Source organism: Streptomyces sp. NPDC002328, from assembly GCF_042890065.1.
Lineage (GTDB): Bacteria > Actinomycetota > Actinomycetes > Streptomycetales > Streptomycetaceae > Streptomyces.
In genome coordinates, this window is the sequence record NZ_JBIARQ010000010.1 from 230,343 (window position 1) to 253,856 (window position 23,514).

The following is a 23,514-nucleotide window of genomic DNA, read 5'->3' on the forward strand; positions in this document are numbered from 1 at the left end:
TCCGTCACTCGCCCTTGCGCAGGGCGCACAGGACGTCGACGCGGTTCGTCGTGATCGAGTCGACGCCCAGGTCCAGCAGCCGGCGCAGCGAGCGGCAGGTGTCCGGGGTCCACACCGACAGCAGGTGGCCGTCGCGGTGCACCCGGGCGGCGAGATCGCGGTCCACCAGCGAGAAGCGGTAGTTGAGCCAGCGAGGCCGGACCGCCGCCAGCACCGCCGGGCGGACGGGCGCGCGACTTGTGTGGGTCAGGGCGATCTCGGCGGAGGGGTCGGCGGCGCGCACCGCGAGCATCGCGGCGGCGTCGGCGCAGTAGTAGACACGGTCCGCCGCCCCGGCCTCGCGGACGGCGTCCACGATCCGGCGCGCCGTCCGCACGTCCCTCGTGCCCGGCAGGTCCAGCATCACCCGGGCGCCCTCGGTCGCGGCCAGCGCCTCCGCCAGGGTCGGCACCCCGCCCGCCGTCAGACCGCGCACCTCGGCGGCCGACAGCGACCGCAACGGCCGCTCGTGCCGCCACAGCCGCTTCAGCGTCTCGTCGTGCAGCAGCACGGGCACGCCGTCCCTGGTGAGCCGTACGTCGACCTCGACGGCGTCCGCGCCCAGGTCGAGCGCGGAACGCAGTGAGGCGAGCGTGTTCTCACGGAAGCGGTACGGGTCGCCGCGATGGGCCACGGCAGTCACGGTCTGCATGGGCCCATTGTGGTGGTGCGGCGACGCGGCCGGTCCGTCAGGGGGCGGGGGCGGGGCAGGGGGGCGGGGTCAGCGGGCGGACCACCCTGCCGTGTAGGCGTCGATCTCGGCGGCGAGACGGGCCTTGCCGGGGGCGTCCAGGAAGGACGCCTCGACGGCGTTCTTCGCCAGGCCGGCGATACCGCGCTCGTCCAGGTCGAGGAGGCGGGCGGCGACCGCGTACTCGGCGTTGAGGTCGGTGCCGAACATGGGCGGGTCGTCGGAGTTGACCGTGACCAGGACGCCCGCCTCGGCGAACCGCCGGATCGGGTGCTCGTCGAGGGTGCGGACCGCGCGCGTGGCGATGTTGGAGGTCGGGCACACCTCCAGCGCGACGCGGTGCTCGGCGAGGTGGGCGAGGAGCTTCTCGTCCCGCGCGGAACTGGTGCCGTGGCCGATGCGCTCGGCGCGCAGGTGAGTGAGGGCGTCCCAGACGGTCTCCGGGCCGGTCGTCTCGCCCGCGTGCGGCACCGAGCGCAGTCCGGCGGCGATCGCCCGGTCGAAATACGGCTTGAACTGCGGGCGCGGTACGCCGATCTCCGGCCCGCCGAGCCCGAAGGAGACCAGGCCCTCGGGGCGCACCCGGTCGTCGGTGGCGAGCCGGGTCGTCTCCTCGGCCGCCTCCAGACCGGCCTCGCCGGGTATGTCGAAGCACCAGCGCAGCACGGTCCCGAACTCCGCCTCGGCCGCCTTGCGGGCGTCCTCGATGGCGTCCATGAAGGCGATCTCGTCGATGCCGCGCCGGGTGGAGGAGAACGGCGTGATGGTCAGCTCGGCGTAGCGCACCTGCTGGCGCGCCAGGTCCCGGGCCACCTCGTAGGTGAGGAGGCGGACGTCCTCCGGGGTGCGGATGAGGTCGACGACGGAGAGGTAGACCTCGATGAAGTGCGCGAAGTCCGTGAAGGTGAAGTAGTCGACCAGGGCCTCGGGGTCGGTGGGCACCTTGGAGTCGGGGTGACGGGCGGCCAGCTCGGAGACGATCCGGGGGGAGGCGGAGCCGACGTGGTGGACGTGCAGTTCGGCCTTGGGCAGACCGGCGATGAAGTCGTGGAGGCCGGCGCTGGGCTCGGCGGGGGTGAGGGGTCCGACGGGAACGTCGCGGCGGTCGGTCAAGGGATCCTCCCCAAAAGCGGCACTCCGAGCGGCGCGGGCGGCGCGACCGGAGCGCGGTGATCGGCTGATCGGCGGGTCGGGGTCATCGTAGGCCCCGACCTCGGTGTTCGGGCTCGGGCCTTAGCATTGCGGAACGCACGACTAAGGGGGGTCCCGCGTATGTCCGACGACGCACCGGCGACGGCGGCGCCGAAGGAGGCCGCTGGTTCGCGGTCCGATTCCGCCGACGACGCCGTCCATGATCCGTGGGCCGCGCCCGGCTCCGTTCCGGCAGGGGCGGAGGGGCCGCAGTACGCGGTCGGCCAGACCACAGCCGACGAGGGCGACGCCCCGGAGGACGCCGTCCCCGCTGCCAGGGTGCCGCTGACCAAGGGGGACACGGAAACCCTGATCAAGAGGGACACGGAAACCCTGGCCAAGGGCGATGGGGGCGCGCCGGCCGATCCCGCGCCGTGGCCCGAAGCGCCCGCGGAGCCCGACGGCGACAGCGACGGCACGGTGGTCTTCCCCGACCCGCCGCTCACGCAGGTCCCGTCCGCGCCGACGGCCCCCGCTCCCGAGGACCACGAACCCCCGTCGGTCCACCACCAGCAGACCGTCACGTCCCTGCCCGGCACGTCCATACCCGGCACGTCCCTGCCCGGGGCCGCGCCGACCGTCCAGGCCGCGTTCGCCGGGTTCCCGCCGCCCGATCCCGCCACCCTCGCCGGAGGGCCGGCGCCCGGGGCCGATCCCTTCGCTCCACCGGCCCACGGCGCGGTTCCTCCGCCGCCGATCGCTCCGGACGGGCCCGGTCAGGTCCCGTACGGACAGCCGGGGTACGGGCAGGTCGGGTACGGCTACCCCGGCGGGTACGGCCACCCGGGCGCGCCGGTCGGCTACGGCGGCGGGGCCCCGGCCTACTACGGCTGGAACGGCATGCGCCCGCCGAGCAACGGCATGGGCCTCGCCGCGATGGTGCTGGGCATCCTGTCCGCCGCGGGCATCTGCATGTGGCCGACACCGCTCTTCATCGGTCCGCTCGCCGTGATCTTCGGTTTCATCGGCCGCTCGAAGGCCAAGCGCGGCGAGGCGAACAACGCCGCTCAGGCCCTCGCCGGGATCATCTGCGGCATCGCCGGGTTCCTCATGGCGGCCGCACTGCTCGTGTTCGTCATCTGGGCCCCGCTGAGCAGCAGCTGAGCATCAGCTGAGGGAGGGCGCGGGGGAGCCCTGCTCTCCCCGCGCCCGCAACCGGTCCCGCAGCCGCTCCCGCGCCTCCATCAGCGCGAACCCCAGCAGATTCGGCCCTCTCCACCGCTCCGGGTCCGACGCCCCCTCGTCGCGCGCGGCGAGCCCGATCCCCCAGACCCGGTCGACGGGGCTCGCCTCCACCAGCACCCGGTCACCGGTGCCGAGCAGGAATCCCTCGAGCCGGGGATGGGCCGCGAACTTGTGGACGCTGCCCTCCACCACGATCCGGAACCGCTCCCGCTCCCAGGTCGCCTGGTCGAAGCCCCTGACCAGCCGCCCCGCCTTCTTCGCCTGTGAGGGATGCCCCGCGGTCAGCGCGAGCCGCTCCGCCTCCGCGTCGTCGAAGAGACGCGCCTTGGCGGCCATCATCCAGTGCTCGGCCGTCGCGTAGGTGACGCCGTCGACCACGAACGGCGACGGCCACCACTGGCTCAGACAGCTTGCGCCCACCCGGCCGTCGGGCAGCGGTCGGTGCCCCCAGAAGTGCAGGTACTTGACCCTCGCCCCCGCGCGGACCTCCCTGACCAGGGCTTCCCGAGAATCGATCCTCTCCATGCACGCCACCTTCCCACGCGCCACTGACATTCCGTCCGCCCTTTTCCCCGGCGACTCGACACCTGGTCGACAGATTCCGTCGCGTAACCAAAAGGCAACAACGGAATCACTTGTTGACCCGCCATCGCTCTGCCAGGATCGGCAGTCAAATCGAGCTGGAGCTACGCCACCGGCCCCCGTGTGAAGCGGGGCGAAGGCGGAGGAGAGCGACATGCAGAACCCGGGCACCGCCACCCCGGACCGAAGCGACCGATCCGATCGATCAGACCGGTCCGACCGGTTCCCCGCGCGGGAGCGCTTCGCGCAGGGCGCGCAGTACATCGCGGGCCGCCTCACGCACGGCACGTCGGGCCGGACGCACACCGTGGTCGATCCGGCCACTGGCGAGGAGGTCCTCACCTACGAGCTCGCCGGCGCCGACGACGTGGACGCGGCCGTCGCCGCCGCCCGCGCCGCCTTCCCCGGCTGGGCCGGCGCGACGCCGGGCGAGCGCTCGGACGCCCTGAACCGCTTCGCCGCCGTCCTCGCCGACCGGGCCGAGGAGTTCGCCCGCGCCGAGTCCCTCCAGTGCGGCAAGCCGCTGAAGCTGACCCGGGAGTTCGACGTCCCGGGCACGATCGACAACACCGCCTTCTTCGCCGGGGCCGCCCGCCACCTCCAGGGCCAGTCGGCCGGGGAGTACTCGGGGGACCACACCTCGTACGTACGGCGTGAGCCCATAGGCGTCGTCGGTTCCATCGCGCCCTGGAACTACCCGCTCCAGATGGCCGCCTGGAAGATCCTTCCGGCGATCGCCGCGGGCAACACCGTCGTCCTGAAGCCCGCCGAGCTCACCCCGCTCACCTCGCTCCTCTTCGCCGAGGCCGCGACGGCCGCCGGGATCCCCGACGGCGTCGTCAACATCGTCACCGGCACCGGCAAGGAGGCCGGTGAACGCCTCGTCGGCCACCCCGACGTGGCCATGACGTCCTTCACCGGCTCCACCGCCGTCGGCCGGCGCGTCGCCGAGATCGCCACCGCCACCGTCAAGCGCCTCCACCTGGAACTGGGCGGCAAGGCCCCCTTCGTCGTCTTCGACGACGCCGACCTGGAGGCCGCCGTGCACGGCGCCGTCGCCGGCGCCCTCATCAACACCGGGCAGGACTGCACGGCCGCCACGCGCGCGTATGTGCAGCGGCCCCTCTACGAGGCGTTCGTCGAGCGGACCGCCGCCCTCATGGAGAGCGTCCGGCTCGGCGACCCCTTCGCGCCCGGCACCGACCTCGGCCCGCTCGTCTCGCACGTCCAGCGCGACCGCGTCGCCGCCGTCGTCGACCGGGCGCGCGCCTACGCGCGCGTGGTGACCGGCGGTGACATCCCTCAGGGGGATCTCAAGAACGGCGCGTACTATCTCCCCACCCTCATCGCGGACGCGGCGCAGGACAGCGAGGCGGTACAGGCCGAGATCTTCGGTCCGGTCCTGGTCGTCCTGCCCTTCGACACCGACGACGAGGGCATCCGGCTGGCCAACGACACCCCGTACGGGCTGGCGGCCTCCGCGTGGAGCCGCGACGTCTACCGGGCGAACCGGGCCACACGCGAGATCAAGGCCGGCTGCGTCTGGGTCAACGACCACATTCCGATCATCAGCGAGATGCCCCACGGCGGCTACCAGGCGTCCGGCTTCGGCAAGGACATGTCCGCGTACTCGTTCGAGGAGTACACGCAGATCAAGCACGTCATGTTCGACAACACCGCAGTGATCCGCAAGGACTGGCACCGCACCGTCTTCGGGGACCGGCCGTAGCCCGCTTCCGGCTGCCGCCGGGTGGCAGCGCACCGGCCGAGACCAGGCCGAACTCTTCCGAAAGGGCACCACGCGCATGGAGCAGTACGAGCCCGACCGCCTGACCCCGCCCCTAGCGGCAGCCCTGCGGCGCAGTCTGCGCGACGGCAGGGCCGCCCTGACCCGCCGGTCGCTGCTGCGCGCCTCCGCGGGCGGCGCCCTGACGCTGGGCGGCCTGGGAGCGCTGAGCGCCTGCGGGATCCCCGCGGCCGGCCGGACCGAGGGCGGCACGTCCGCCGAGGACCACTCGGCGAAGGAGAAGACCGTCAACTTCTCCAACTGGACCGAGTACATGGACGTCGACGACTCGGGCAAGCGCCACCCGACGCTCGATGCGTTCACCAAGGCGACCGGCATCTCCGTCAAGTACACCGAGGACATCAACGACAACAACGATTTCTTCGGCAAGATCAAGCCGCAGCTCGCCGCGGGCCAGGACACCGGCCGCGACATCATCGTCCTCACCGACTGGCTCGCCGCCCGCCTCATACGCCTGGGGTGGGTCCAGAAACTGGACCCGTCCCATCTGCCGCACGCCTACGCCAACCTGTCGGCCCAGTTCCGCAGCCCCGACTGGGACCCCGGGCGGGCGTACTCCTACCCCTGGCAGGGCATCTCGACCGTCATCGCCTACAACAAGAAGGCGCTCGACGGCGTCGAGGTGAGGTCGGTCTCCGACCTGCTCGACAACCCCAAGCTCAAGGGGCGCGTCGGCTTCCTCACCGAGATGCGCGACACCATGGGCATGACCCTGCTCGACATGGGCAAGGACCCGGGCCGGTTCACCGACGACGACTACGCCGCCGCGATCGCCCGCCTCCAGAAGGCCGTCGACAACGGGCAGATCCGCCGCTTCACCGGCAACGACTACACCTCGGACATCAGCAGCGGGGACTTCGCGGCCTGCATCGCCTGGGCCGGCGACGTCGTCCAGCTCAAGGCGGACAGCCCCGACGTCGACTTCGTCATCCCCGACAGCGGCTACATGACGTCCAGCGACAACATGCTGATCCCCAACAAGGCCCGTCACAAGACGAACGCCGAGCGGCTCATCGACTACTACTACGAGCCCCGCCCGGCCGCCCAGCTCGCCGCGTACATCAACTACGTCTGTCCCGTCGACGGGGTGCAGAGCGAGCTCGCGAAGATCGACCCGGACGCGGCGAAGAACCCGCTGATCATCCCTGACAAGGCCATGCAGGCCAAGTCCCACTCCTTCCGCTCCCTGAGCACGAAGGAAGAGACGGCCTACGAAGCACAGTTCGCGAAGCTCACTGGGGCGTGACGACGATGAAGACCACTGACAGCGGCGGCGACGTCCGCCTCACGGGCATCAGCAAGACCTACGGCTCCTTCACCGCCGTCCATCCGCTCGACCTGACCGTCCCGCAGGGCTCCTTCTTCGCCCTGCTCGGCGCCTCCGGCTGCGGCAAGACCACCACCCTGCGCATGATCGCCGGCCTGGAGGAACCCTCCTCCGGGACCGTGCGCCTCGGCGACCAGGACGTCACCGCCCTCCCGCCGTACAAGCGCCCGGTGAACACCGTCTTCCAGTCCTACGCCCTCTTCCCGCACCTCGACATCTTCGAGAACGTCGCCTTCGGACTGCGCCGGCGCGGCATCAAGAGCGTGAAGAAGCAGGTCGAGGACATGCTGGAGCTGGTCCAGCTCGGCGAGCAGGCCCGCAAGAAGCCGCACCAGCTCTCCGGCGGCCAGCAGCAGCGCGTCGCCGTCGCCCGCGCCCTGATCAACCACCCCAAGGTGCTCCTCCTCGACGAGCCCCTCGGCGCCCTCGACCTCAAGCTGCGCCGCCAGATGCAGTTGGAGCTCAAGCGCATCCAGACCGAGGTCGGCATCACCTTCGTGCACGTCACGCACGACCAGGAGGAGGCCATGACGATGGCCGACACGGTCGCCGTGATGAACGCGGGCCGCGTCGAACAGCTCGGCTCGCCCGCCGACCTCTACGAGAACCCGAAGACCACGTTCGTCGCGAACTTCCTCGGCACGTCGAACCTGATCGAGGCCGAGGTCGACTCCCACAGCGGCGACGACATCGTCCTCAAGGCCGGCGGCGGCAAGCTGGTGCTGCCCGAGGCTCGCTGCGCCGCGCCGACCGAGGCCGGCGGCAGGGTGCTGGTCGGCGTCCGCCCGGAGAAGATCACCCTCACCCACGCCGACGACGCGGGCGAGATACCGGTGGGCCGCAACCGGATCACCGGGAGGATCGCCAACTCGTCGTTCATCGGCGTCTCCACCCAGTACGTCGTCGACAGCACGGTCTGCCCCGAGTTCGAGGTCTACGCCCAGAACATCGACCGGGACGCCCGGCTCGCCCCCGGCGCCGAGGTCGTCCTGCACTGGAGCCCCGCCCACACCTTCGGCCTCGACGCGGCTCAGTCCCTGCTCGCCGGGACGACGGGTGACGCGGGCGTCCAGGAAGAGGCGGCCCTCTGATGGCGACCCTCACCGAGGCGCCCCCGCCTCTCTCCCCGCCCGCGCCGCAGGAGAAGCCACCGCGCAGACGCGGGCGCTGGACGCCGTACTGGCTGCTGCTGCCCGGCCTGCTCTGGCTGGTCGTCTTCTTCGCGCTGCCGATGATCTACCAGGCCTCCACGTCCGTGCAGACGGGCTCCCTGGAGGAGGGCTACAAGGTCACCTGGCACTTCGCGACCTACTGGGACGCGCTGAGCGAGTACTGGCCGCAGTTCCTGCGCTCGATCCTCTACGCGGGCTCGGCGACGGTCCTGTGCCTGATCCTCGGCTATCCGCTCGCCTATCTGATCGCCTTCCGCGCGGGCCGCTGGCGGAACCTGATCATGATCCTGGTGATCGCGCCGTTCTTCACCAGCTTCCTGATCCGCACCCTCGCCTGGAAGACGATCCTCGCCGACAGCGGCCCGGTGGTCGGCGCGCTCGACGCGCTGCACGTCCTCGACGCCACCGCCTGGCTCGGCTGGACCTCCGGCGACCGGGTGCTGGCCACCCCGCTGGCCGTCGTCTGCGGTCTGACGTACAACTTCCTGCCGTTCATGGTCCTGCCGCTCTACACCTCGCTGGAGCGCATCGACGGGCGGCTGCACGAGGCGGCCGGCGATCTGTACGCCAAGCCGGTCACCACCTTCCGCAAGGTCACCTTCCCGCTGTCGATGCCCGGCGTGGTCTCCGGCACCCTGCTGACCTTCATCCCGGCGTCCGGCGACTACGTCAACGCCGAACTCCTCGGCTCCACCGACACCCGCATGGTCGGAAACGTCATCCAGACGCAGTTCCTGCGGGTGCTCGACTATCCGACGGCCGCCGCGCTCTCCTTCATCCTCATGGCCGTGATCCTTTTCATGGTCACCTTCTACATCCGCAGGTCCGGGACGGAGGATCTGGTCTAAATGCCCTTCGTCAAGCACTTCCTCAACTGGCTCAGAAGAAATCTCGTCGTCCTCGCGGGACTTCTGACGCTCGCCTATCTCCTGCTGCCCAACGTCATCGTCACGGTGTTCTCCTTCAACAAACCGAAGGGGCGCTTCAACTACGAATGGCAGCATTTCTCCACGGACGCCTGGAAGGACCCGTGCGGCGTCGCCGGAATGTGCGAATCGCTGTCGGTCAGCCTCCAGATCGCCGTGTGGGCGACGCTCGGCGCCACCGCCCTCGGCACGATGATCGCCTTCGCGCTCGTCCGCTACCGCTTCCGCGCGCGGGGGGCCGTCAACTCGCTGATCTTCCTGCCGATGGCGATGCCCGAGGTCGTCATGGCGGCCTCGCTGCTCACCCTGTTCCTCAACATGGGCGCGCAGTTGGGATTCTGGACGATCCTCATCGCGCACATCATGTTCTGCCTCAGCTTCGTCGTGACGGCCGTCAAGGCGCGCGTGATGTCGATGGACCCGAGACTGGAGCAGGCGGCCCAGGACCTGTACGCCGGCCCCTTGCAGACCTTCGTCCGGGTCACCCTGCCGATCGCGGCACCCGGAATCGCCGCGGGCGCGCTGCTCGCCTTCGCGCTCTCCTTCGACGATTTCATCATCACCAATTTCAACGCGGGCTCGACCGTCACGTTCCCCATGTACGTCTGGGGTTCGGCGCAGCGCGGAACGCCCGTCCAGATCAATGTCATCGGCACGGCCATGTTCCTCGTCGCCGTACTGTTCGTCCTGATCTCCATGGTCGCCGGCAACCGCCGCAACAGGCAAAAGGCGTAGCCTTTTCTGAAACCCTCCGTAGGGAGTTGGAATCATGGCCCCGAGCGCCATGAGCAGTGGCAGAGAAAAAGACTGGGCGAAGTCCCTTTCCGAAGCACGGCCGGTTCCGTACTGGCTGGAGGACCCCGGCAAGCCGCGCCCCGAGCCCGCGCTCACCGGCGCCGAGACCTGCGATCTGCTGGTCGTCGGCGGCGGCTACAGCGGACTGTGGACCGCGCTCGTCGCCAAGGAGCGCGATCCGCAGCGGGACGTGGTGCTGCTGGAGGGCCGCGAGGTGGGCTGGGCCGCCTCGGGCCGCAACGGGGGCTTCTGCGCGGCCTCCCTCACCCACGGGCTGCCCAACGGGCTCGCCCGCTGGCCGGACGAGATCCACCGGCTGGAGGAGCTGGGCGCGCGCAACCTCGACGAGATCGAGGCGGCGATCGCCCGTCACGGCATCGACTGCGACTTCGAGCGCACCGGCGAGATCGACGTCGCCACCGAGACCTACCAGGCCTGGGAGCTGCGCGACTGGTACGAGGAGATCGAGGGCCGGGGCCTCGCCGAGCACATCGAGTTCCTCGACGCCGACGCCGTGCGCGAGCAGGTCGCCTCGCCCACCTTCCAGGCGGGGCTGTACGACCGGCGGGGCGTGGCCATGCTCCATCCGGCGAAGCTGGCCTGGGGGCTGAAGCAGGCGTGTCTGCGGCTCGGCGTCCGCGTCCACGAGCACACGCCCGCGCTGACCCTGAAGCCGTACGGCTCGGGGATGGCCGTCCGCACCCCGTACGGGAGGGTCCGCGCCCGGCAGGTCGCGCTGGGGACGAACATCTTCCCGAACCTGGTCCGGCGCGTGCGCGCGTACACCGTCCCGGTCTACGACTACGCGCTGATGACCGAGCCGCTGACGGCGGAGCAACTGGCGTCCGTCGGCTGGAAGAACCGGCAGGGCCTCGGGGACTCCGCCAACCAGTTCCACTACTTCCGGCTGTCCGCCGACAACCGGATCCTGTGGGGCGGCTACGACGCGATCTACCCCTACGGGGGCCGGGTCCGGGCCGAATACGACGACCGGCCCGAGACGTACGCCAAGCTGGCCGGGCACTTCTTCACCTGCTTCCCGCAGCTGGAGGGCGTCCGCTTCACGCACGCGTGGGGCGGCGCGATCGACACCTGCTCGCGCTTCTCGGCGTTCTTCGGCACGGCGCACCAGGGGAAGGTCGCGTACGCCGCCGGGTACACCGGGCTGGGCGTCGGGGCGACCCGGTTCGGGGCCGAGGTGATGCTCGACCTGCTGGCCGGGGAGACCACCGAGCGCACCTCGCTGGAGATGGTCCGCAAGAAGCCGCTGCCCTTCCCGCCCGAGCCGTTCGCCTGGACCGGCATCGCCCTCACGAAGTGGTCGCTGGCCCGCGCGGACGCGCACGCGGGGCGGCGCAATCTGTGGCTGCGGACGATGGACCGGCTGGGGCTCGGCTTCGACAGCTGACCCGCGCCCGTCTCGTCACGGCGCGACCCGGTTCACCCGATCGAGTGGCCGCAACCCGCGTAATGCCGCCGCGGGACCTCCCTCTCCTCTCATGACGCGCACGCGTCCACGAGGAAGAGGGAGGTCTTCTCATGGCTGGGGCGAAGACGGCGGCTCAGTGGCTCGCATCGGTGGCGCCGGATCCGGAGGCCTGCCGCTGGGAATGGGAGCGCAACCCCCTCGGGGTCGCCCTGCTGCCCGCCGGCAAGGCCTGGGACGTCCTGATCCTGCCGGGCGGCCTCGGCTATCCCACGCTCGACGTCCTCACCCGCATCCTCGACCAGCCCGGCCCCGTGCTGGTCGACTTCGGCGACGACCGGATGGGCTTCTTCGTGCCGCCCGGCACGGCCGCCCGCTGGATCGGCACCGGCATCCGCACGGCCGGCGCCGGCACCTGGATCGTCGTCCCCTACCCGGGCCACACGACCGGCACGGTCCGCTGGCTGCTCCCCCCGGACGGCTCCGGCACCCTCACCGACGCGTCCCTCCTGGAACTGGCGATGCACGAGGCTGCGGCGGGCCCGGCGGGTGGCCCGGCGGGAGGAGGAGGCGGTTGACGCACCGCACGCCCGCGACCGCCTCCCGCGCTCACTCGGCCGTCGTCGTCTTCAGCGCGAGCCACAGCTCCATGCGGACGTCCGGGTCGTCCAGGGAGCGGCCGAGGATCTCCTCCACCCGGCGCATGCGGTAGCGCAGGGTGTGGCGGTGGACGCCCAGGTCGGCCGCCGCCGCGTCCCACTGGCCGTGGCGGGAGAGCCACGCCCGCAGGGAGGCCACCAGGTCGCCGCGGCCGGTCGCGTCGTGTTCGCGCAGGGCGCGCAGCAGCCCGTCCGCGAAGGCCTTCACCGCGTCGTCCGCGAGGAGCGGGAGCACCGAGCCCGCCGCCAACTGCTCGTGCTCGACGAGCACCCGGCCCCGGCGGCGGGCCACGGACAGCGCCTGCTCGGCCTGCTTGTAGGCCGCCGCCGCCGCGATCGGACCGGCCGGCGCGGACAGGCCGACGACCGTCTCGTCCTCGTCGCCCTCCACCGCCCCGGCGGCCCGCTTCCCCTCCAGCGCCGCCGCGTGCTGCACGCACGCCGCCACCGCCGCGCCGCCGTCCGCGGCCAGCGCCACCAGCCGGGCCCCCTCGGGCACCACCAGCACCGCCTCCCCGGACCGCGCCGCCGCCGACTCCACGACGTCGGCGAGCCCGGACAGCCCGGCGAGCGGATCGCCCGACGGCTTTGCGGACGCCGGCTCGGCCACGATCACCCGGAAGGGCGCGTCCAGCAGCTCGCCGTACAGGTCCCCGGCGACGGCCCGTGCGTGATCGGGCTCGCCCGCCAGCAGCATGCGCAGCACCGCCGCGCCGAGCCGCTGCTCCGCCGCGTGCAGCGAACGGGAGCGCTCCGTGGTGAGCGTGAGCAGGGCGATCGCCGAGTGGACGGCGTACCGCTCCGCCGTGCCGAGCGCGGCGGCGGTGCCCACGGCGAGTGTGTCGCGCGGGCGGCGGCCGGTCCCCAGGGAGTGCAGCTCGATCCGGTCCGCGTTCTCGGCGCCGTCGGGGGACGAGGGAGTCGCCGGGCCGCCGCTCGGGCCGCCGACCACCGCCGAGGCCGGCGTCGGACGCTCCCGCAGCCGTTCGACCTCCGCCGTGAGCCGCGCCGCCCGCCGCCCCGCCCACTCGGGCGCCGCGGCGACCACCGAGCCCGACGCGTCGTACAGCGCCGCCCAGCCGTCGACCTGTGCGGCGAGCGCGGACAGCAGGCCCTCCGGGCCGCCCGCCAGCGCCTGCTTCGTCAGCTCCCGCTGGGCCGCGAACCCGGCCGTCACCGCCCGGTACTGATCGGCCGCGATCGCCGCCGACACCGCCTTGCTGATCGCGAGGAAGGGCGTACGGCGCGGCACCTCCAGCAGCGGCAGGCCCTCCCGCTCCGCCGCCTCCACCAGCGCCTTCGGGGTCTCCTCGTAGTTGACCCCGACGCCGAACCCCAGCCCGACCACGCCCGCCCCGGCCAGCCGCCGCACATAGCGCCCCATGGCCTGCGGGTCCTCCGCGTCCAGCTTCAGCGCGGTGATCAGCAGCAGCTCGCCGCCCTCCATGTACGGCACGGGGTCGGCTAGCTCGCTGACGTGCGCCCAGCGCACCGGCACGTCGAGACGGTCCTCGCCCGCCCGCACGGTCAGCTTCAGCGCCGAGTGGTGGACGAGCGAGGCAAGCGTGGGAGGCATGGGGCCTTCAGGTCTCGGGATCCCCAGGTCTGAGGGGGTGATCGGGCACATGATCTTTTGGCCGCTTCGTATGAAGGGCCAGTGCCGATTCTGCCTCACTGTAGAGGTGCCGGCGCTCCGTTCAGCCCCGCAGATCCAGCAGCAGCGGCGGCGCGTGCTCGCCCTCGACGGTGGTCAGCGACAGCACCGCGTGCCCCGGCGGCACCTCGTGCGCCAGCTGGGACGCCGACCAGCGCTCCCGCTCGACCTGGCGCACGGTCACCGCGTCCGTGGTCACGGCCCTGCCGGTGATCAGCTTGCGCAGGGCGTGCAGGGCGCGGGTCATCGGCTGGTCGGCGAAGACGGTGTGCTTGGCGACCTCCGTCGTCTCCACCCACTCGGTGCCCCAGGTCCGCGCGAACCGGCCGCCGTCCCAGGTGGTGATCCCGGAGAACGCCATACGGCAGCCGACGGCCCCGTACAGCGGGCCGTGCAGCGCCTCCGGGACGTCGGCGACGCTGCGCAGGGCGAGCAGCACGCCCGCGTTCTGCGAGCGCAGCCGCTGGATCCGGCGCACCGAGTCCGCGGTGACCGTCCCCGTCGCGTCGTCCAGCACCAGGCAGACGAAGTGCGCGCGCCGCCCCTCCCGGACGACGGCGTGGAACTGGGCCAGGACGAGCCGGGTGATCAGCCGCCCGGCCTCCTCGTGCCCCCGCTCGGGCAGGTCGACGCGCACGCGCAGGGGGTGGTGGGCGAGCGCGCGCAGCGAGAACGCCCGCCGCTCATCGCCACCGTCACCGGCACCCGCAGCACCGACACCGCCACCCGCGGCACCGGCACCGGACGCACGCCCCTCCGCCCCGCCCGGCCGCCCGCTCCCGCCGAAGAAGTCCGCGAACACCGGACGGTTCAGCAGGGCCAGCCGGTCCGCGAGGGCGCGGGCCGGGTCGCCCGGCGCGCCCGTCTGGCGGATGCGCGCGTCGAGCTCACGGCGCATGACCTCGTTCCCCGCGACGGCCTCCCGCAGCGCGGACAGCGCCGCCGGCTCGCCCTCCAGCAGTTCGCGCAGCACCGGCAGCGCGGGGAAGCGGCCGTGCACGGCCCGGTAGGGGCCGAGCAACTGGGCGAGCGCCGTGGCCGCGCCCTGTCCGCCGACGGAGTCGAGATCGCCCACCAGCGCCTCGGCGAGGACGGCCGCCGCCTCGTCCGGGTCGTCGGACTCGGCGTACGGGTCCAGGTCGTGCACGGACGACGGATCGCCGATCCGGACGATCACGTCGTACGCGGAGTCGGAGCCGAGCGGGCTGCCCGGGGAGGACACGGCGACGAAGGCGCACCCTCCGGTGAGCGCCCGCAGGGACAGCGCCTCCGTCACCGGCTCGACCAGCGTCCGCGTCTTGCCCGAGCCGGACGGTCCCACCGCCAGCAGCGAGGTGCCCAGCACGTCCGGGCCGAGCGCCGCGCCCGCCTCGTGGTACGGCAGCGGGGCCCGCTCCGCCGCCGCCCAGCGCCCGATGCGCACCTGACCGGCCAGCACGTCGTGCCGGGCGGCCCGCCGGGGCAGGTCGCGGGAGCCGGAGGGGTGGGTCCAGGCCGCGCCGCCCTCGCGCAGCACGGTGTCCCGGAAGTCGGCGCGGCCCGACTCCCACGCGCGCGTGACACGCGCGCAGTCCACGTCGTTCATCAGCCCGGCGGCCACCTCGGAGGTCAGCGCCTCCGCCGCCTCGTACTGCCCGGCCTCGCGCAGCTTCGGCCACTGCGCGCGCGGGCGCTCGACCGGCGTCGACGCGGCGGGGTCGCCGGCGGCGCGCCGGGCGGCGAGCCGCTCCCGCAGGTACGGCAGCCAGCCGCCGACCACCGCGAACGGCCACACCACGAGCAGCGTGATCACCGCGTACAGCGAGTCGGTGAACGTAGGGGAGGCGAACAGCTCGTAGCCGCCGGAGATCAGGACGATCAGGGAGAACAGCGGGTCGACCACCGGCAGGGAGTCCCAGCCGACGCCCGGGAACGCGGAGGGGAAGACGAAGCTCAGCGCGACCAGCGCGCCCAGCAGGCCGAGCAGGGCCCGCGCGGGCTGCGGCCGGCGCCCGACGAAGTGGCGCACCGCGTCCGGCCAACTGCCCAGCCGGCCCATCGCGTAGAGGAGGACGGCGAAGAACACGCCGTCGTAGACCACGCGCGCCTCCGCGCCGTCCATGGTCTTCGGGGAGGCGATCGTGCCGCCCCACCACCAGTCGTCCGGCGTGAACAGACGCAGCGGCGCGAACTGGTAGGGGATGCCGCCGCGCCGCCACATCGACCACAGCACCAGCGCGACCACCAGCGGGATCAGCATGCCGACGACCGTGACCGGCGCGAGCCGCTCCGCCGCCCGCGCCGCCTTCGGCAGCCGGTAGCCGAACCGCCAGATGCCCGGCCGGGCCTGCGGACGCGCCTCGTTCAGCCACGCGGCGACGGCGGATGACTCCACGCCCCGGCCGGAGCCGTGATCCGCCGACCCCGGCGGCATGCCGGGCGGCTGCGGCGGCCGAGCCGGTGCGGAGGGCGGCTGAGCGGGCACGGACGGCGGCGGGGCCGACGCCGAGGGAGGCTGGGACGGTGTCGGGGGTGCCTGGGGAGGCGTCGTCGGGCGTGGCACAGGATTCGCATGCGTACCCCGCGCGTCCTGCGTCCCGTCGCTGTCCATCGCCCTTGCCCCCTGACCAGCCGATCCGTCCACCGTCAGCGAGCCAATCTAACGCCCCGTCCGGAGGAGTCCACCGCTCACACGGCCGCGCCCGCGCGACGATCGCCGGGCCCGCTATGTCCACGGCGGACAACCGCCCCGGCCGACAACGCCCACATGGAGCATGCCCACCCCTCCCGAACCGCCCTAACCTGCGAGAAAAAGAAGTCAAGCGTCCTCAGCAAGACCATCAGGGAGCCCCCCATGACCGCACTTCCGCAGGAGCGCCGCGTCGTCACCGCCATCCCCGGCCCGAAGTCGCAGGAGTTGCAGGCCCGCCGCACCGCCGTGGTCGCGCAGGGCGTGGGCTCCGTGCTGCCGGTCTTCACCGCGCGCGCGGGCGGCGGCATCATCGAGGACGTCGACGGCAACCGCCTCATCGACTTCGGCTCCGGCATCGCCGTCACGTCCGTCGGCGCGTCCGCCGAGGCCGTCGTACGCCGGGCGAGCGCCCAGCTCGCCGACTTCACCCACACCTGTTTCATGGTCACCCCGTACGAGGGCTACGTGGAGGTCGCCGAGGCCCTCGCCGAGCTCACCCCGGGTGACCACGCCAAGAAGTCCGCGCTGTTCAACAGCGGCGCCGAGGCCGTCGAGAACGCCGTCAAGATCGCCCGCGCCTACACCAAGCGCCAGGCGGTCGTCGTGTTCGACCACGGCTACCACGGCCGCACCAACCTCACCATGGCGCTGACGGCGAAGAACATGCCGTACAAGCACGGCTTCGGCCCGTTCGCGCCCGAGGTCTACCGCGTCCCGGTCGCCTACGGCTACCGCTGGCCCACCGGCCCGGAGAACGCGGGCCCCGAGGCCGCCGCGCAGGCCATCGACCAGATCACCAAGCAGGTCGGCCCGGACAACGTGGCCGCGATCATCATCGAGCCGGTGCTCGGCGAGGGCGGCTTCATCGAGCCGGCCAAGGGCTTCCTGCCCGCGATCCGCCAGTTCGCCGCCGACAACGGCATCGTCTTCGTCGCCGACGAGATCCAGTCCGGCTTCTGCCGCACCGGCCAGTGGTTCGCCTGCGAGGACGAGGGCATCGTCCCGGACCTGATCACGACGGCCAAGGGCATCGCGGGCGGGCTGCCGCTCGCCGCGGTCACCGGCCGCGCCGAGATCATGGACGCCGCGCACGCGGGCGGCCTCGGCGGCACCTACGGCGGCAACCCGGTCGCCTGCGCGGGCGCGCTCGGCTCCATCGAGACGATGAAGGAGCTCGACCTCAACGCCCGCGCGAAGGCCGTCGAGTCCACGATGAAGGCGCGTCTCACCGCCATGCAGGAGAAGTTCGACATCATCGGCGACGTCCGCGGCCGGGGCGCGATGATCGCGATCGAGCTGGTCAAGGACCGCGCCACCAAGGAGCCGAACCCGGAGGCGACCGCCGCGCTCGCCAAGGCCTGCCACCAGGAAGGGCTGCTCGTCCTGACCTGCGGCACCTACGGCAACGTGCTGCGCTTCCTGCCCCCGTTGGTCATCGGCGACGACCTGCTCAACGAGGGGCTCGACATCATCGAGCAGGCCTTCGCGCGCGTCTGAGCGGCCGCTGGCTCGCCTCCGGCGCGCGTCTGAGCCGCGTCGGCGGGCAGAGCGTGTGAAGAACGTGTGCGGGGTGGATGGCGGGACGGGATTCCGTCTGTCGTCACGCCAGTCACTGCCGTAGGTTCTAGGCAGATGAGAGATACACCCCGCTCGCAGGGGACTGCGGGCGCCCAGGCCGGGGCCTCCCCAGCTTCGACCTGGTCGTGCTTCGCGCACACAACCGGGGCCTCGCGCTTCGGATCTCCTCACCGATCGGACGGTCGCCCGCCCCAAACCCCCCGGGGCGGCCGGCGTTCCGGTCCGGACGGCCACCCCGGAACCACCCCCCCCTGTTCCGGGGCGGCCGACCTCCTTCTGACGCGCCGACCACGCGACGCGGACCCCGGACCCGTTCCGGGGTCTCTTTCTTTTCCCCTCAGGCCGGCTCCGCCCGCCTGACAAGCTGGGTCCATGTCGACCCGCCCCCACCGGCGAGCCCTCCTGCTCGGCCTGCCCGCTCTCCTCTTCACGCTCATCACCTGGCAGGTGGCCGCCGACGGCCCGCTGCTGCGGCTGGACGAGAGCGTCAGCCGGGCCCTCGTCGACCCGGACCGGCCCTCCGCGCTCCTGTCCGACCTGGGCAGCGTGCAGATCGCCGTGCCGGTCCTGCTGCTGGCCGCCCTGTACACCGTCCGCCGGGGCAGCGCGGCCGGACGGCGCCGCTGGTGGCTGCCGTCGGTCGCCGCGCTGGTCCTGATCACGCTCGTGCCGCTGATCGTCTTCCCGCTGAAGGAGTGGACGGACCGGCCCGGGACGCCCGCCGTGCCGCCGGCCACCGGCTACTACCCGTCGGGGCACACGGCGACCGCGGGCGTCGCCTACGGGGCCGCGGTGCTCCTGCTGCTGCCCTGGCTGGTCACCGCGGCGGCCCGGCGCGCGGCGGCGGCCGTCGCCCTCGTGCTCGTCCTCGGCGTCTCCTTCGGGCTGGTCCGGCACGGCTACCACTGGCCGCTGGACGTGGTGGCCAGCTGGTGCCTGTGCGCGGTGCTGCTGGGCGGGCTGTGGCTCTTCCTGCGCCGGACGGTGCGGTAGCCGACGGGTGTTGCGGCAGCCGACGGGCGGTGCGGCGGGCCCACGGCAGGCCAACAGGGGGCCTCACCCCGCCATTCCGGCGCACACCCGCCCCGCACCCGTACGACTCGGACAAGCGACCCCGCGCCCAGTCCCCCCTACCGTGGACCCGGAATGCCAGCACACCCCCAAGCGGAAGGGCCGGGACCGACTATGACTTCCACCCACGCCTTCTGGCTCGCCGGCCGCCAGGTCTCCGGCGAGGTCAGCTTCGACGTCACCTCCCCGTGGGACGGCCGTCTCGTCGGCAAGGTCAGCGTGCCGACGGACGCCCAGGTCGAGGAGGCCGTGGCCGCCGCGTACGCCGTACGGGACGAGTTCGCCGCCACCCCGGCCCACGTCCGTGCCGCCGCCCTCGACCACGTCAGCAAGCGGCTCGCCGAGCGCACCGAGGAGATCGCGCAGCTCATCTCCGCCGAGAACGGCAAGCCGATCAAGTGGGCCCGCGGCGAGGTCGGCCGGGCCGTCTCCGTGTTCCGGTTCGCCGCCGAGGAGGCCAGGCGGTTCAACGGCGGCGAGGCCCAGCGGCTCGACACCGATGCCGGCGGCCAGGGACGCCTGGCGCTGACCCGCCGCTTCCCGAAGGGCGTCGTCCTCGGCATCGCGCCGTTCAACTTCCCGCTGAACCTGTGCGCCCACAAGGTCGCCCCGGCGATCGCCGCCGGCGCGCCGATCATCCTCAAGCCGGCCCCGGCCACCCCGCTGTCCGGCCTGATCATCGGTGACCTGCTCGCCGAGACCGAGCTGCCCGCCGGCTCCTGGAGCATCCTGCCGGTCGCCAACGACGACATGTCCGCCCTCGTCCAGGACGAGCGGCTGCCGGTCATCTCCTTCACCGGCTCCGAGAAGGTCGGCTACGCGATCATGGACTCGGTGCCGCGCAAGCACTGCACCCTGGAGCTGGGCGGCAACGGCGCGGCCGTCGTCCTCGGCGACTGGGCGAGCGACGCCGACCTGGACTGGGCCGCCGGCCGCATCGCCACCTTCTCCAACTACCAGGGCGGCCAGTCCTGCATCTCGGTGCAACGCGTGATCGCCGACGCCTCCGTCTACGACCGGTTGCTGCCGCGCATCGTCGCCGCCGTCGAGGCCCAGGGCACCGGCGACCCCTCCGACGACGCGACCGACGTCGGCCCGCTGGTCAGCGAGGACGCCGCCAAGCGCGTCGAGACGTGGGTGGACGAGGCCGTCGCCGCGGGCGCGAGCCTGCTCGCCGGCGGCAAGCGCGACGGCGCGACCTACGCGCCGACCGTCCTCGCCGACGTGCCGGCCGACGTCACGATCTCCTGCGAGGAGGTCTTCGGACCGGTCCTCACCGTGCGCAAGGTCGACGGCGAGGCCGAGGCCTTCGCCGCCGTCAACGACTCCAAGTACGGCCTCCAGGCGGGTGTGTTCACGCACGACGTGCAGGTCGCCTTCCGCGCCCACCGCGCGCTGGAGGTCGGCGGCGTGGTCATCGGCGACGTGCCCTCCTACCGCGCCGACCAGATGCCGTACGGCGGGGCCAAGCAGTCCGGCGTGGGCCGCGAGGGCGTGCGGTTCGCGATGGACGACTACACCTACGAGCGGGTGCTGGTCCTCACCGGACTCGCGCTCTAGCTCATGAGAACCATTTTCAGCTAGGCTGGCGTTCGGCGCGCGAACGCCGTCCCGAAAGGGCCCGGCACCGATGCCTTCCGGTGCCGGGCCCCTTCTTCTGCGCCGGCTTCCTCCGGACCCTCAGCCGGAGAAGCCGACGCGCGCGAGCCGCAAGGGGCCGCGCAGCCTCAGCCGCAGATCCCGCACGCCCGCCGCGGTGAACGGGGCGTCCAGGGTGACGTAGTCGTACGGTCCCGCCGTCGGCGGGTCGAGCCGCAGCGCGGTCGGGGCCGGGCCGCCGTCCACGGACAGCTCCACCGTGCCCTCGCCGGCCACCTCCACCCGCACGCCGGCCGTCCCCGCCCCGAAGTCGCAGGCCCGGTACACCAGTTCGCCGACGCCGTCCCCGGCCGGGGTCACCGCGTCGCCCGACGCCTTGGTCCGGTCGACGATCTCGGCGCCGCCCTGCTCGTCGAAGTCCACGGCGGCCAGACCACGGCTCAGCACCGGACGCGGGGCCGCCGGCTCGCCGTCGAGCGTGACCGTCGTGCGCAGCCGGACGTCCTCGCTGGAGGAGCCCACCAGCAGGTCGTAGGGGCCCGGCTCCAGCCGCCACCGGTCCCGTGCGACGTCCCAGAACGCGAACGCGGACAGCGGGACCTCGAAGGTCACCTCCGCCTTCTCGCCCGGCGCGAGCGTCAGCCGGCGGTGCGCGAGCAGCTCGCGGCGCGGCCGGGTGACCGACGGGTCCACCGCGCGCGTGTAGAGCTGGGCGACCTCGTCGGCGGCCACGTCCCCGGTGTTGGCGACCGTGAACGAGACCCTCACCGAGCCGTCCCCGACGGCTGCCGCGAGGTCGGCGTACGCGAAGGACGTGTACGACAGGCCGTGCCCGAACGGGAACAGCGGCCTGCCCTCGAAGTACAGGTACGTCTGCCGCCCGCCGATCACGTCGTAGTCGAGCAGGTCGGGCAGGTCCGCGTCGTCGGCGTACCAGGTCTGCGGCAGCCGGCCCGCGGGGGAGACGTCGCCGGCCAGCACCCGCGCCAGCGCCGTGCCCGCGGCCTGGCCGCCGTGCGCGGTCCACAGCACCGCCGACAGCGGGCCCGTGTCGACCGCGTACGGGTACGCCGACACCAGCGCCAGCACCGTGCGCGCGTTCGCGGAGCGGGCCGCCGCCAGGATCCGTTCCTGCTGCGAGGGCAGGCGCAACGTGGCGCGGTCCTCGGTCTCCCGGCCGTTGATGTGCGGGTCGTTGCCCGCCACCACCACGACGACGTCCGCCTCCGCCGTGACGCGGGCCACCGCGTCCTCGCCGCTTTCGACGACGACGAGCTCGAACACCTCGGGATTCTCCCCGGCAACCTTCACGCCCTCGGCGGTGACACAGACGTGACGACCCGTTCCGATGTGTCTGAGGAGGTGACCGTTCCCATGGGCGCCGGCTTCGCCGTCCCCCGCCGGTTCGAGGCGGAACGTCTCCTGCACCACCCAGCCGCCCGGCTGGTCGGCGGAGGCGCGCAGGAAGCCGTCCTCGGCGACCGAGAGCCAGCGGCCGTCGGGAGCGCGCAGGGTGAGCACGCCCCCGCCCCAGTCGACGAGCGCCAGCTCGGTGCCGGCGGCGTCGGCCGTGAGCGGCGGGAGGTCCGTGCGGCCCGCGAGCAGCGCCGGGTCCAGGGCGCCCGCCGCGCCGCGCGCCTCGTCGGCGACCGCGGGAGCGGCCGGGACGTGCAGGAAGGTGCCCGCGGCGGTCTTCAGCAGGACGCGGTCCACGCCCTCCGCGAACTCGACGCGCTCCGCCCCGAACCGCTTCCGCAGCCCGTTCAGGGGAGTGGAGCGGTGGATCAGCGTGCCGCTGTACCAGTCGAGCTTGCACTCGTCGGCGAGCGGGCCGACCACGGCGATCCGGGCGTCCGGGGCGAGCGGCAGCACCCCGTCGTTGCGCAGCAGGACCACCGCCTGCTCGGCGGCCTCCAGGGCGAGTTCGCGGTGGGCCGGGGTGTCGAACTCGCCGGTGCCCGCGTGCGGGTCGTAGTGCGGGTCGAACTCACCGAGACGAAAGCGGACGGACAGTTGGCGGCGCACCGCCGTGTCGACGTCGGCCTCGGTCAGCAGGCCCCGCTCCAGCGCGCCCCGCACCCGGGCGGTGATCTTCGAGCCGTCCGTGCCGTGATCGGTGAAGCTGTCCACGCCGGCGGTGAGCGAGGCCGCGGTCGCCTCCTCGTGGGTGTCGAAGTAGTGCTCGGAGTCGACCAGGTTGGAGGGCGCGCCCGCGTCCGAGCAGACCAGCAGGTCCTGCTCGGTCCAGGTGCGCAACTGCTCCCGCAGATACGGGGAGACGTGGTTGGGACGCCCGTTGACCAGGTTGTACGCCGGCATCACCCCGGCCACCGCGCCCGCCTCGACCGTCTCGCGGAAGGCGCGCAGATCGTACTCGTGCAGCACGCGCGGGCGGACCGAGGAGGACGTGACGTCACGGCCGGTCTCGTTGTTGTGGGCCAGCCAGTGCTTGAGGACCGGCGCCGTGCGCCAGTACGTCGGATGGTCGCCGCGCAGACCGCAGGTGTAGGCGGTGGCGATGGCGGAGGTGAGCTTCGGGTCCTCGGAGTAGCCCTCCTCGTTGCGGCCCCACAGGGGGTGGCGCAGCAGGTTCACCGTCGGGGACCAGACGTTCAGGCCCACCCGTTCGTCGCGGGCGCGCATCGCGCGGACCTCCTTGGACACCGCCTCGCCGACGCGGCGCACCAGCTCCGGGTTCCAGGTCGCGCCCAGGCCCACCGCCTGCGGGAACACCGTCGCCGGGCCCATCCAGGCCACTCCGTGCAGCGCCTCCTGGCCGGTGCGGAACGCGGCGAGGCCCAGCCGTTCGACAGCGGGCGCGAACTGGTGCAGGAAGGAGACCTTCTCCGGGAGCGTCAGCCGCGACAGCAGATCGTCGATGCGCTTCGCGAACGGCAGATGCGGATCGCGGAACGGCGGCGTGGGCGGCGTGTTTGCGGTCACGTGGGGATCCCTTTGCGATGGAGCGGGGGAACGCTTTCGAAGCGCTTCGATGCTCGATCGCCCCAGGGGTGGGTGTCAAGAGACCCCACCGCCTCGACTCCGACAGCCAGGCGTCATTTCAAGCCGAATGTGCGCATGTGCCGAACCGGGACACCTCGGAGGAATCTTGGAAGCGACCCTTGTGCACCCCCTGCCCTT

Annotated in this window: 17 protein-coding genes; 11 read left to right on the plus strand and 6 right to left on the minus strand. The window is 72.7% G+C overall.

Annotated features, from left to right (window positions below; all coding sequences use genetic code 11):
- Positions 1-4 precede the first annotated feature (4 nt).
- Together ACFYX4_RS25045 and ACFYX4_RS25050 are read right to left on the minus strand one after the other, a co-directional pair.
- A complete protein-coding gene (locus tag ACFYX4_RS25045; protein ID WP_389337433.1) occupies positions 5-691 on the minus strand; it encodes a glycerophosphodiester phosphodiesterase in 687 nt (228 codons plus the stop codon).
- Between the two features lie 69 nt (positions 692-760).
- Entirely contained in the window at positions 761-1,912 is a 1,152-nt protein-coding gene (locus ACFYX4_RS25050) for an adenosine deaminase (protein WP_389337614.1), read from the minus strand.
- 90 nt (positions 1,913-2,002) lie between these two features.
- On the opposite strand from ACFYX4_RS25050, the gene ACFYX4_RS25055 reads away from it, so the two are divergent.
- On the plus strand, positions 2,003-3,025 hold the full coding sequence (locus tag ACFYX4_RS25055) for a DUF4190 domain-containing protein (protein WP_389337436.1): 1,023 nt from the start codon (positions 2,003-2,005) through the stop codon (positions 3,023-3,025).
- 3 nt (positions 3,026-3,028) lie between these two features.
- Here the strand turns inward: ACFYX4_RS25055 and ACFYX4_RS25060 are convergent, their stop codons facing one another.
- The gene (locus ACFYX4_RS25060; RefSeq protein ID WP_389337440.1) at positions 3,029-3,631 is read right to left on the minus strand and encodes an NADAR family protein; all 603 of its coding nucleotides are present in this window, start codon (positions 3,629-3,631) and stop codon (positions 3,029-3,031) included.
- A 211-nt stretch (positions 3,632-3,842) separates the two neighbouring features.
- Here ACFYX4_RS25060 and ACFYX4_RS25065 point away from each other — a divergent pair, with 211 nt between their 5' ends.
- The 7 genes from ACFYX4_RS25065 to ACFYX4_RS25095 all read left to right on the plus strand — a co-directional run bounded on the left by ACFYX4_RS25065 (position 3,843) and on the right by ACFYX4_RS25095 (position 11,719).
- Complete coding sequence (locus ACFYX4_RS25065) at positions 3,843-5,417, plus strand: gamma-aminobutyraldehyde dehydrogenase (RefSeq protein WP_389337443.1); 1,575 nt, start codon at positions 3,843-3,845, stop codon at positions 5,415-5,417.
- Positions 5,418-5,493: 76 nt separating this feature from the next.
- Positions 5,494-6,741 carry a spermidine/putrescine ABC transporter substrate-binding protein gene (locus ACFYX4_RS25070; protein WP_389337446.1) on the plus strand — a complete coding sequence of 416 codons (1,248 nt, stop codon included), beginning with the start codon at positions 5,494-5,496 and terminating at the stop codon, positions 6,739-6,741.
- Between the two features lie 5 nt (positions 6,742-6,746).
- On the plus strand, positions 6,747-7,913 hold the full coding sequence (locus ACFYX4_RS25075) for an ABC transporter ATP-binding protein (protein ID WP_389337449.1): 1,167 nt from the start codon (positions 6,747-6,749) through the stop codon (positions 7,911-7,913).
- Positions 7,913-8,842, plus strand: coding sequence for an ABC transporter permease (locus tag ACFYX4_RS25080; RefSeq protein WP_389337452.1), 930 nt, complete (start codon positions 7,913-7,915; stop codon positions 8,840-8,842). The genes ACFYX4_RS25075 and ACFYX4_RS25080 overlap by 1 nt, the downstream gene beginning before the upstream one ends.
- Positions 8,843-9,655 carry an ABC transporter permease gene (locus ACFYX4_RS25085; RefSeq protein WP_389337455.1) on the plus strand — a complete coding sequence of 271 codons (813 nt, stop codon included), beginning with the start codon at positions 8,843-8,845 and terminating at the stop codon, positions 9,653-9,655.
- 34 nt (positions 9,656-9,689) lie between these two features.
- Positions 9,690-11,123, plus strand: coding sequence for an NAD(P)/FAD-dependent oxidoreductase (locus ACFYX4_RS25090; protein WP_389337458.1), 1,434 nt, complete (start codon positions 9,690-9,692; stop codon positions 11,121-11,123).
- A 131-nt stretch (positions 11,124-11,254) separates the two neighbouring features.
- Positions 11,255-11,719 carry a hypothetical protein gene (locus ACFYX4_RS25095; RefSeq protein ID WP_389337461.1) on the plus strand — a complete coding sequence of 155 codons (465 nt, stop codon included), beginning with the start codon at positions 11,255-11,257 and terminating at the stop codon, positions 11,717-11,719.
- A 31-nt stretch (positions 11,720-11,750) separates the two neighbouring features.
- Here the strand turns inward: ACFYX4_RS25095 and ACFYX4_RS25100 are convergent, their stop codons facing one another.
- Both ACFYX4_RS25100 and ACFYX4_RS25105 read right to left on the minus strand, forming a co-directional pair.
- Positions 11,751-13,376 (minus strand): PucR family transcriptional regulator, encoded by a 1,626-nt coding sequence (locus ACFYX4_RS25100; RefSeq protein ID WP_389337464.1) that lies wholly within the window; start codon positions 13,374-13,376, stop codon positions 11,751-11,753.
- Between the two features lie 121 nt (positions 13,377-13,497).
- On the minus strand, positions 13,498-16,044 hold the full coding sequence (locus ACFYX4_RS25105) for an ATP/GTP-binding protein (protein WP_389337467.1): 2,547 nt from the start codon (positions 16,042-16,044) through the stop codon (positions 13,498-13,500).
- A 243-nt stretch (positions 16,045-16,287) separates the two neighbouring features.
- Between ACFYX4_RS25105 and gabT the strand changes: the two genes are divergently transcribed.
- The 3 genes from gabT (at position 16,288) to ACFYX4_RS25120 (ending at position 20,334) form a co-directional block, all read left to right on the plus strand.
- Positions 16,288-17,622, plus strand: coding sequence for a 4-aminobutyrate--2-oxoglutarate transaminase (gabT, locus tag ACFYX4_RS25110; protein ID WP_389337470.1), 1,335 nt, complete (start codon positions 16,288-16,290; stop codon positions 17,620-17,622).
- Positions 17,623-18,075: 453 nt separating this feature from the next.
- Positions 18,076-18,696 (plus strand): phosphatase PAP2 family protein, encoded by a 621-nt coding sequence (locus tag ACFYX4_RS25115; protein ID WP_389337473.1) that lies wholly within the window; start codon positions 18,076-18,078, stop codon positions 18,694-18,696.
- Between the two features lie 192 nt (positions 18,697-18,888).
- The gene (locus tag ACFYX4_RS25120; protein WP_389337476.1) at positions 18,889-20,334 is read left to right on the plus strand and encodes an aldehyde dehydrogenase family protein; all 1,446 of its coding nucleotides are present in this window, start codon (positions 18,889-18,891) and stop codon (positions 20,332-20,334) included.
- A 120-nt stretch (positions 20,335-20,454) separates the two neighbouring features.
- Here ACFYX4_RS25120 and ACFYX4_RS25125 read toward each other — a convergent pair whose 3' ends face one another.
- Entirely contained in the window at positions 20,455-23,316 is a 2,862-nt protein-coding gene (locus ACFYX4_RS25125; protein WP_389337479.1) for a glycoside hydrolase family 3 C-terminal domain-containing protein, read from the minus strand.
- Positions 23,317-23,514 lie beyond the last annotated feature (198 nt).